General features: G+C 71.0%; 7 protein-coding genes. 1 reads left to right on the forward strand and 6 read right to left on the reverse strand.

The window, feature by feature from the left end; all coding sequences use genetic code 11:
- The coding region (locus tag DW309_RS13290; RefSeq protein ID WP_240753219.1) for a zinc-ribbon domain-containing protein at positions 1-327 on the reverse strand (327 nt) is incomplete at its 3' end.
- A gap of 68 nt (positions 328-395) precedes the next feature.
- Here DW309_RS13290 and DW309_RS13295 point away from each other — a divergent pair.
- Positions 396-911 carry a GNAT family N-acetyltransferase gene (locus tag DW309_RS13295; protein ID WP_136045644.1) on the forward strand — a complete coding sequence of 172 codons (516 nt, stop codon included), beginning with the start codon at positions 396-398 and terminating at the stop codon, positions 909-911.
- A gap of 15 nt (positions 912-926) precedes the next feature.
- Here DW309_RS13295 and DW309_RS13300 read toward each other — a convergent pair whose 3' ends face one another.
- The 5 genes from DW309_RS13300 to DW309_RS19675 form a co-directional block, all read right to left on the reverse strand.
- On the reverse strand, positions 927-2327 hold the full coding sequence (locus DW309_RS13300) for a threonine/serine exporter family protein (protein ID WP_136036643.1): 1401 nt from the start codon (positions 2325-2327) through the stop codon (positions 927-929).
- Between the two features lie 50 nt (positions 2328-2377).
- Complete coding sequence (locus DW309_RS13305) at positions 2378-3406, reverse strand: fatty acid desaturase family protein (RefSeq protein WP_136034775.1); 1029 nt, start codon at positions 3404-3406, stop codon at positions 2378-2380.
- 259 nt (positions 3407-3665) lie between these two features.
- Positions 3666-7787 (reverse strand): DUF7927 domain-containing protein, encoded by a 4122-nt coding sequence (locus DW309_RS13310; protein ID WP_136045645.1) that lies wholly within the window; start codon positions 7785-7787, stop codon positions 3666-3668.
- 331 nt (positions 7788-8118) lie between these two features.
- The gene (gene soxR / locus DW309_RS13315) at positions 8119-8553 is read right to left on the reverse strand and encodes a redox-sensitive transcriptional activator SoxR (RefSeq protein ID WP_136034779.1); all 435 of its coding nucleotides are present in this window, start codon (positions 8551-8553) and stop codon (positions 8119-8121) included.
- A 113-nt stretch (positions 8554-8666) separates the two neighbouring features.
- Positions 8667-9625, reverse strand: a 959-nt coding sequence (locus DW309_RS19675) for a hypothetical protein (protein ID WP_205812767.1), incomplete at its 5' end; no start/stop codon positions are given.

Raw genomic sequence — 9625 nt, forward strand, 5'->3', positions numbered from 1 at the left:
CTCGCCCAGCACCACCGGCTGCGGGCGGGCGAGCGCGGAGCACTCCGGACACCACGACGAACGCCGCCGCACGCGCCCCGGTCGTTCGCGCTGCTCGGTCGGGGTGGCCGCGAACCGGTGCCCGAGCGGACACTCCCAGCACAGCAGCACGTCGGCGGCCAGCGGCACCTGCGACAGCGCGATGCCGTGGTTCAGCTCCGGGTGGTACTGGCGGACGAGCTCGGGATACGCCGACCACGCCGACCGGTAGGTGCCCACCGCGTAGGGCACGGCGGCACCGCGCGAGAACTGGCGTCTCGCCCACCACGTCGGCACGGGATCTGGCATGCGGGAGACGGTAGGCGCGACCTCCGACATCGGTCGCGGATGTCGGAGGTCGACGGCAGACTCCCCGCATGGACACCCTCGCCCTGCGGCCGTGGTCGCCCGCCGACCTGCCGCTGCTGCACGCCGCCAACACCCCGGAGATGACCGCGCATCTCAACGGACCGGAGAGCGAGGAGGAGATCCTGGCGCGTCACGAGCGGTACCTCCGGCTGCAGCGCGACGGCGAGGCGCGGATGTTCGCGATCGTCGACGAGAGCGGTACGCCGCTCGGCTCGATCGGGCGGTGGAAGGTCGAGGGGAGCGCGGGCCCCTCGTGGGAGACCGGGTGGTTCGTGCTGCCCGCGGCGCAGGGGCGGAGGGTCGCCGCGCGGGCGCTGTCCCTCCTCGTCGCGGAGGCGCGCGAGCACCACGAGGGCCGGAAGCTGCTGCTCGCGTTCCCCGCGGTCGACAACCCGGCCTCCAACGCGGTGTGCCGCCGCGGCGGGTTTGAGCTCGTGGGCGTGGCGACCGAGCGGTTCCGCGGGGCCGACCTCACCGTGAACGAGTGGGCGCTCGACCTCACCGCGACCCCTCGCGCGACCTGAGCCGCCGCGCCCGCGTCAGCGCCGCACGCGCGCCCTGGTCTTCGCGACGCCCGCGAGGGTCGCCCGCACGGGGGTGCCGAGGTAGAGGCCGAGGGAGGCGCCGGAGGCGAGCGCGATGCCGATCACCGCGGCGTCGATGAGCGAGCCGCCCGTGGCGAGCATCCCGGCGGAGGTGCCCGCCGCGTGCACCATCTCCAGCAGCCCCTGGAACACCGCGACCCCGGGCACGAGCGGCACGATCGCGGCCGTCGTCACCGCGACCGAGGGCACGTGCAGGTTGTGCGCGATCAGCATGCCGACGAAGCTCGCCAGCAGCGCGCCGACCGCGCTCGCCGCCGCGGGGTGGAGGTGCAGCGCCACGGTGCCCGCGTACCCGGCGAGCGTCAGGGCGCTCAGCAGCGCGCTCACCAGGATGATCCGCAGTCCCGCGCCGTTGAACACCGCCACGGCGACCGCGATGATGACGGCACCGGCGAACTGGTTCAGCAGCGGCCCGAACGGGGCGGGGTCGTCGGGCAGCCCCATCGTGAAGCCGAGCACGCCGCCCAGCTCCAGCCCGACGAGGATGCCGATCACGACCCCGAGGGTCTGCATCGTGAGGTCGAGGATGCGACCGCCCGCGGTGAGCGCGAAACCGTCGATCGCGTCCTGCGCGGCACCGACCACGGTGAGTCCGGCAAGCATGAGCACGATGCCGGACGCGACGATGATCGACGGCCGGATGCCCACGAAGGGCTCGACGCCGGCGCTGCCCAGCGCGGACACCGCGACCGCGACGACCGTCGTCACGAACCCGCCCGCGATCTGGCTGAAGAACAGGGGCACCCGCAGCCGCGCGAGCCCGGCCTGGGTGAGCGCGGCGCACAGGGCCGCGACGAACGTGAGCCCGACGATGATCGGGGAGGCGCCCAGCATGATGCTCACGCCCACCGCGAGCAGCGCACGGGCCACGATCACGACCGGCTGCTGGTAGCGGAACGGCATCCGCCGGATCACGCGGAAGGCGGTGCGGGCGGACTCCAGGTCGAGCCCGGCGTCGATGTCGGCGACCAGGGCCTGCACGCGCTGCAGCTTGGCGTGGTCGGGGGCGGCGACCCGCACCACGCGCACCAGGGTCTCCGGCCAAACCTCCCCGCTGAGGTGGAACGACACCGTGATCGAGTTGTAGGTGACGTCGACCTGGACGCCCTTGAGCCCGTAGGCCTCGCACACGCGGGTGATCGCGAGGGTCACCTCGTGCGCGGACGCCCCCACCGCGAACATCGACTCGCCGATGCGGGTCGCGAGGTCGAGCACGCGCGGCACGGTGCGCTCGTCGATGACGGGCAGGGCCTCGGTGTGCGCGACGCTCGACGGGTCGGTGTGCAGCAGCCGGCGGACCGAGGAGAGCAGTCGCTGGGGAGAACGCGCGGACATGGAGTCCATTCTCCCGCGCCGCGAGGGCGCCCCCGGTCGGCCGGCGGCGGTCAGGCGCGGCGCAGCTGCGCGGCGGCGGGGCAGTCGAACGGGTCGCGCGCGGCGAGCCCCACCCGGTTGAGGTAGTCGATCACGATCGCGTAGGAGCGCACGAGGCTCGTCTCGGTGTACGCGATGCCGTTGGCGGCGCAGTAGTCGCGCACGATCTCCCGCGCCTTCGCCAGGTGCAGGCGCGACATGTTGGGGAACAGGTGGTGCTCGACCTGGTGGTTCAGGCCGCCCATGAGCCAGGTGACCCAGCGGCCGCCATGGATGTTGCGCGAGGTGCGCACCTGCTTGGAGAAGAAGTCGAGCTTGGCGTCGGGCGCGATGATCGGCATGCCCTTGTGGTTCGGGGCGAACGACGCGCCCATGTACACGCCGAACACCGCGAGCTGCACCCCGAGGAACGCGAACGCCATCCCGAGCGGCAGCATCAGGAACACCGGGATCAGGATGATCGCGAACCGGGCGACGATGAGCGACAGCTCGATCCAGCGGCCCTTCACGTTCTTGCGGGTGAGCAGGTGCTTGAGGCCGATGTAGTGCAGGTTGAGGCCCTCGAGCGTGAGCAGCGGGAAGAACAGCCAGCCCTGCTTGCGGGTGATCAGCCGCACGAGGCCGCGGGACTGCGCGGCATCGGTCTCGAGGAAGGAGATCGTGTCGACCTCGATGTCGGGGTCGCGGCCGACCTGGTTCGGGTTGCCGTGGTGGCGGGTGTGCTTCGAGTCCCACCAGTGGTAGCTCATGCCGACGATCCCGGCGAGGATGCGCGCGAGGCGGAAGTTCGCGGGACCGGACGACAGGATCTGCCGGTGCGCTGCCTCGTGCGCGAGGAACGCGATCTGCGTGAAGACGATGCCGAGCGCCGCCGCGATGAGCAGCTGGAACCAGCTGTCGCCGAGCAGCAGGAAGCCGGTGACGCAGCCGGCGAGGGCCAGCAGCAGGGCGCCGCCGACGAGCGAGTAGAACACGGGGGTGCGCTGCAGCAGCCCGGTCTCCTTCACCACCTGCTGCACGTCGCGGTACGCCCGTGTCATCGGGGGGAATTCGGCGGTGCCCGCGTAGGTCTGGCGGACGGGGCCGAGGGTGGAGGCGGGGGAGGCGGTTCGGGTGAGAGAGATGATGCTCTCCTGTCGATCGGGAGCCCTTGAGCTGTGGAAGCCAAGGGCGGATGCCGATCGCTGTCCTCAGGCTAACCCGGCCCGCATACGCCGCACGGCATGCGTCGAAGCGGCTCCGCAGACGACGAGAGCGGGGTGGCTGGATGGCCACCCCGCTCCCGTCGAGCACCGTCGACTACTCGGCGTTCATGTCGCTCCGACGACGGCGGGCGACGACGTACACGCCGCTGCCGACCAGCAGGAGCAGGAGCGCGATCGGCACCGACCACACCGGCAGCTCGCCACCGGTGGTGGCCAGGCCCGGCATCGGCGGCACGTCGTGCTCGGTGCGGCACGGCTCGTTGGCCGCGCAGCCGCCGCGCGGGTCGTCGGTGGTGACGACGTTGTCGATGTCGCCATCACCGTTGCCCGTGACGGTCACCGAGTAGGTGATCGTCACCACGTCACCCGCGACGAGGTCGCCGGTCCAGGTGAGGTCCACGCCGTCACGGGTCACGGTCCCCGCGGACGCGACCGCATCGTCGTTGTACGTGGCGTCGTCGAGCACCGCGGTCAGATCGTCGAGGATCCGCGCACCGGGGATCGGTCCGACGCCGGTGTGGCGCACCGTCAGGGTGTAGTCGATCACGTCGCCGCGGTCGACCCGTCCCGGTGCGGGGTCCGATGTCTTCTCGAAGGTGTACGCGCCGACCTGGTGCACCGTGGCGCAGTCGGTCTCGCTCTGGCAGCCCGGGCTCGTGACCACGTTGGGCAGCTGCCCGTCACCCGATCCGATCGCCCCGACGGTCACGGAGTACGTGATCGTCGCGATCTCGCCGGGCGCGAGCGTCGCGTTCCAGGTGAGGTTCGCGCCGTCCATCGCCACCGTGCCGAGGCTCGCCGCCACGTCGCCGTTGTACGACGCGTCGTCGAAGACACCGGTCAGGTCGTCCGACAGCAGTGCGGCCACCGACCCGGCACCGTCCTGCGTGACCGTGATCGTGTAGTCGATCACCTGGCCGGCCGCGACCGTCGTGCCCGACACCGGGTCCGAGCTCTTCACGACGGCGTAGGTGCCGGTGTAGTGCTCGGTGGTGCACACCGACTCGGATTCGCAGCCGGGGCTGGTCACGACGTTGGTGAGCGTCGTGTCGCCACCCTCGACGACGGTGACCGAGTAGGTGATCGTCACCACGGCGCCGGGAACCAGGTCGCCCGTCCAGGCGAGCTGTGCCGTCGCCGGGTCGAACGTCGCGGCACCGCTGGTGGCGGTGATCGTGTCGTCCCACGTGGCGTCGTCCAGCACCTCGGACAGGTCGTCCGTGAGCGTCGCGCCCGTCACGGCGGCGAGGCCCGACTGGGTGACGGTCACGGTGTAGGTGATCGTGTCACCCGTGGCGACGTCGGTGCCCGGGGCGGGATCGGAGTCCTTCACGACGGAGTAGGAACCCGCGAGGTGGTTCGTCGTGCAGTCCTCCGGCGTGAGGCAGCCCGGGCTGGTGACCGTGTTGGTCAGGCTGGTGTCGCCCGCGGCGGTCACGGTCACCGAGTAGGTGATCGTGACGACGTCGCCCACGGCCAGGTCGCCGGTCCAGCTCAGCTCCTGCGTGTCCTCGTCGTAGTCGAGGTCACCGGCGGAGACCTCCGCGTCGTCGTTCCACGTGGCGTCGTCGAGCACCTCGGGCAGCTCGTCGGTGAGGACGGCGTCCTGCACCGCCCCGCTGCCGGTCTGCGTCACCGTCACCGTGTAGGTGATGACGTCCCCCGGCTGGACGGCCGTCCCCGGTGCGGGGTCGGACGTCTTGACCACGGAGTACGCCCCGACGAAGTGCTCCGTGGAGCAGACGTCGGCGGTGGCACAGCCCGGGCTGGTGACGACGTTGAGCAGGTCGGTGTCTCCGGCGCCGCTGACCCCGACCGAGTAGGTGATCGTGGCCACCTCGCCCGGCTGGAGCGTGCCGTTCCACGTGAAGGCGTTCGTCGCGGGATCGAACGACGCGGTGCCGAGGTCGGCCGCCAGGTCGCCGTTCCACACGGCGTCGTCGAGCACCCCGGTCAGGTCGTCCGTGAGCACGGCGTCGACCGCGCCCGTACCCGCCTGGGTGACGGTCACCGTGTAGGTGATGGTGTCACCGGGGGCCACGTCGGTGCCCGACGCGGGGTCGGACTCCTTGACCACCGAGTAGGTGCCGTACAGGTGCGTCGTGCCGCACGTCTCGGGCGAGGCGCACCCGGGGCTGGTGACCTGGTTGATCAGCGACTGGTCGCCGTCTCCGGTGACGGTCACCGAGTAGGTGATCGTCACGACGGCGCCGGGGGCCAGGTCGCCCGACCAGTCCAGCTGCTCGCTGTCCTGGTCGAAGGACACCGTGCCGGCGGAGGCGACGAGGTCGTCGTTCCAGGTGGCGTCGTCGAGCACGTCGGAGAGGTCGTCGGTCAGCGTCGCGCCGTCCACGGAACCCTGACCGGTCTCGGTGACGGTGACGGTGAACGTCAGCTTCTGATCATCGGACACGGTCGTGCCGGACGCGGGGTCCGAGGTCTTCACCACGGAGTACGCGCCGATCGGGTGCACCGTCGAGCAGTCGTCCGCGGTCGCACAGCCGGGGCTGGTGACCACGTTGCCGAGACTGTAGTCGCCCGCGGGCAGGTCGGACATGTCGTCGACGGTCACGGAGTAGGTGATCGTCGCCGTCCCGCCCACGGGGAGGGTGCCGTTCCACGACAGGGTGGTTCCGGTCACGTCGACCGTTCCCGTGCTGGCGGCGACGTCGCCGTTGTACGCGGCGTCGTCGAGCACGTTCGCGAGGTCGTCGGTGAGCGTGGCGTCCGCGGGGACGTTGCCCACCTGTGCCACGTCGATCGTGTAGGTCACCACGTCACCCGACTGGACCGACTCGCCGTCGGCCGGGTCGGACGACTTCACCACGGTGTAGTTCGCCGCGGGTGCGACGATGATCTGCTCCTGCTCGTCGACCGGCGTGAAGGTCCAGTCGTCGATGTGGCGCACGTCGCCCCAGGGGCCGTCGACGCCGTTGTTCGCGTTGTTGGGCTGGATGCTCATGTCGCAGGGCCAGCCGTGCACGCCGCCGGGGACAGCGCTCGCCGTCCCCGCCCGTCCGTCCATCACGGGCGGAAGGCAGTCCGTGCGGTGGTTCGCGAGCTCCAGGGTCGTGTCGTTCCAGTACAGGGTGGACGACCCGGCCGCCGGGCCGTTGATCGCGGTCACGGAGATGCCGCCGCGGCTCTCGATGTCGGAGTTGACGAAGTGGATCTCACCCGCCTTGGAGATACCGGCGCGCGCGGCGAACTGCGTCGTCGCGGGAATCGGTGCTCCGAAGGCGTCGAGTCCGTCGAAGGACACCGTCTGCGCGCCGTCCCCGTTGACCGCCACGGTGATCAGGCGATCGCCCGCGGTTCCGTAGAAGCCGTCGGCGTCCGCGTCGACCCAGAGGTCGACCGAGCCGACGTGACCGCTCGTGGTGAAGGTGAACGTGCCGGCACGCGTGTCGTTGCCGGCGGGCGCGAACGCGAAGCCGGAGATGTCCGGTGTTTCCGGCGCGGGCAGCACGAAGTGGCTGCCGTCCACGGCAGAGGCCGACGCGGGGAGGTCGGCCGCGGGCGTCTCGAAGAAGATGTGGTACGGCACACCGCACGAGTCGCTCGGCTCGATGCCGGGGATCTCCGAGCCGGTGGGCGCTCCCATGGCCGCGCTGCCGTAGTACGGCGTGCACGTCCCTGGCATCACGTTGCCGAACTGGTTCACCTGGAACCGGCTCGAGATGCCGCGGAAGTCCGAGTACGTCGACCGGTACTGGTAGCCCGTCGAGCCGACGTACCAGAGGTCGAAGGTCGCCGGTTCCGTGTCTTCCATGATGAAGTCGTCGGACCACACGCGGCCGGGGATCGGCGTGCCGCCCGAGCTGACGGTGATGTTCCACTGGAAGGTGCCGGCGGCGGCCTGCGAGTCGGCGACGGGACGGACGAAGTCGATCGTCCAGATGCCGCTGACCGCCGCCGTCTGGGTGCCGAACGTGCAGGCGGTGCCGACGACCGCGTCGGCGGCCACGGTGCACTCGAACGTCTCACCGGACGGCGATGTGGCCCGGAGCGTGGCCGACTGGGATCCGACCCCTCGCACGAGCTTCGAGATGTCGCCGGTGAGCTGTTCGCCGGCGTTGACGTAGGCGAAGAACTGGTTGGTCTGACGAAGCGTCGTCGTGCCCCAGCTCTGGGTGGCCTCGGCGCTCGGAGCGGGGCCTCCGAGCGTGCTCACCCCGACCAGTGCCGAGGTGACGAAGAGCGATGCCAGGAGCATGCTCGTGAATCGGCGCACGCGACCGGGTGGTCGCGAGAGTACTGCTGCTGTGGAATCCACGGGTATCCCTTCAATGGTTGGTCGATCACGCCGGCGCGACGACACCGTGCGACGACGTGATGATCGGTTCCCTCGTGGACGCGCACCCGCGCCTGGCTGTCGGGACAGCCCGCGACCGTGAGGACGGCACACGGATGGCCGTGTGCCGTCTAGAAGGTAAAGGGTTACTCGTTACAGGCACAACGCCGTTCGGGCGGCCTGGCGGCCCGGCGCAGAGGTCTGGCCGATCGTCGGATCCGCGCTGGACGAACGTCGAGCGCGACGTGCCCGGTCAGATGCGGCGGGGGCCCGGACCGTCGTCGCCGAGGGTGTCGTCGGGATTGAGCAGGCGGCACGCCTTGAGCGACAGGCAGCCGCAGCCGATGCACCCCGTGAGCTCGCGCTGCAGGTGTTCCAGCTGGGTGCGACGCTCCTCGAGCTGTGTGCGCCACAGCTTCGCGACCCGGCGCCAGTCGGCGTGCGAGGGCGGCGTGTCGATGGGCAGCGTCTGGAACAGCTCCTGCACCTCGCTGAGCGGGATGCCGATGCGCTTGGCGACGACGATCAGCGAGACGCGGCGGAGCATGTGCCGGCGGTAGCGGCGCTGGTTCCCCGCGGTGCGCGTCGACGAGATGAGGCCGAGCTGCTCGTAGAAGTGCAGCGCGGAGGGGGCGACGCCGGTGCGCCGGGTGACCTCGCCGATCGGAAGCAGGTCTTCGGGTTCCATCGTGCGCTCCCTTCGCTCGACCTCAACAATAGATGAGGTCTGCGCGGGTGCGGGGCGACGACGGCGCCCCTCCACCGGTGGACCGGGGAGGGGCGCCGTGGGGTGAGGACGGCTCAGCTCGCAGGAGCGGAGCGGAACGTGCTCGACCGGGAGGGGATGCCGTCGGGCAGGAACGGGGCGGAGCCGACCTCGACGGGCGGGTCGTCCTTCGTGTGGCGGTTCCACAGCTGTCCCGGCACGGCCAGCAAGAACTCGTCGATCTGGACGACGGCACCGGCCGCCGGGTCGATCGACAGCCGATAGCGCTGCTCGTCGGAGGCGTAGGCGAGCACCTTGACCGCCGTGGAGTCCTCCTCGACCGTGATGCCCGGAGCGAGGGCGAGGGCTTCGAGGAAGGTCGCGCGGTACTCCGGCGATCCCGTCTGCAGCAGGGTCGAGGTGGAGAGCGTGGAGAGCATGTGCTCGGCGGCGGGCACGTCGTACCGCTCGTACGTCGAGTCGAGGATCCCGCTCTCCTCCAGGTCGTCGACGAGCTCCGCGGACTCGGCGATCTCCGCGTCCATCAGATCCTTCATGCCCTGGGTCCAGGCCTCGAGGAAGGCGGCGGGGTCGTGCGGGAAGTCCGTCGGCGACACCGGAAGCGTCTCCCGTGACACCTCCATCGAGTGCGGGTCCTCGGTCACGGGCGGCGTGCCGAGGGGTCCGATCTCCGTGCTGCCGTAGTAGTCGTTCCACGCGGCGGCCACCGTGGCCTCGTCCCCGTAGACGTCCGTGGAGTGGAAGCGGATCTGGTCGGTGACGTGCAGGGTGCCGTCGGCGTCGAGCCGGTACGTGCCGCTCCACTGCGACACGACGGCGCCGGTGGCTCCGGCGCGGATGTCGCCGAAGGGGGCGAACACGGTGTTCGGGCCGCCGACCATCCCGAGGTGCCTGGTGGTGATGGTGACCGCGGTCGTCTCCGAGGCGGGGGCCGCGGCCGCGGCGGCCCTGATGGACGCGGCGGTCTCGGTGAGGTACTCGGCGGCGGACGCGGCCTGCGGCTGGCTGACGACCCCGGGCGGCGCCACGGCCA

Source organism: Microbacterium sp. K41, assembly GCF_004794395.1.
Lineage (GTDB): Bacteria > Actinomycetota > Actinomycetes > Actinomycetales > Microbacteriaceae > Microbacterium > Microbacterium sufflavum.

What these genes read in the sequence shown, in the direction of transcription:
- DW309_RS13295 (WP_136045644.1), top strand. Translation starts at nt 396, where the DNA reads ATGGACACCCTCGCCCTGCGGCCGTGGTCGCCCGCCGACCTGCCGCTG.
- DW309_RS13300 (WP_136036643.1), bottom strand. Translation starts at nt 2,327, where the DNA reads ATGTCCGCGCGTTCTCCCCAGCGACTGCTCTCCTCGGTCCGCCGGCTG.
- DW309_RS13305 (WP_136034775.1), bottom strand. Translation starts at nt 3,406, where the DNA reads ATGACACGGGCGTACCGCGACGTGCAGCAGGTGGTGAAGGAGACCGGG.
- DW309_RS13310 (WP_136045645.1), bottom strand. Translation starts at nt 7,787, where the DNA reads ATGCTCCTGGCATCGCTCTTCGTCACCTCGGCACTGGTCGGGGTGAGC.
- soxR (WP_136034779.1), bottom strand. Translation starts at nt 8,553, where the DNA reads ATGGAACCCGAAGACCTGCTTCCGATCGGCGAGGTCACCCGGCGCACC.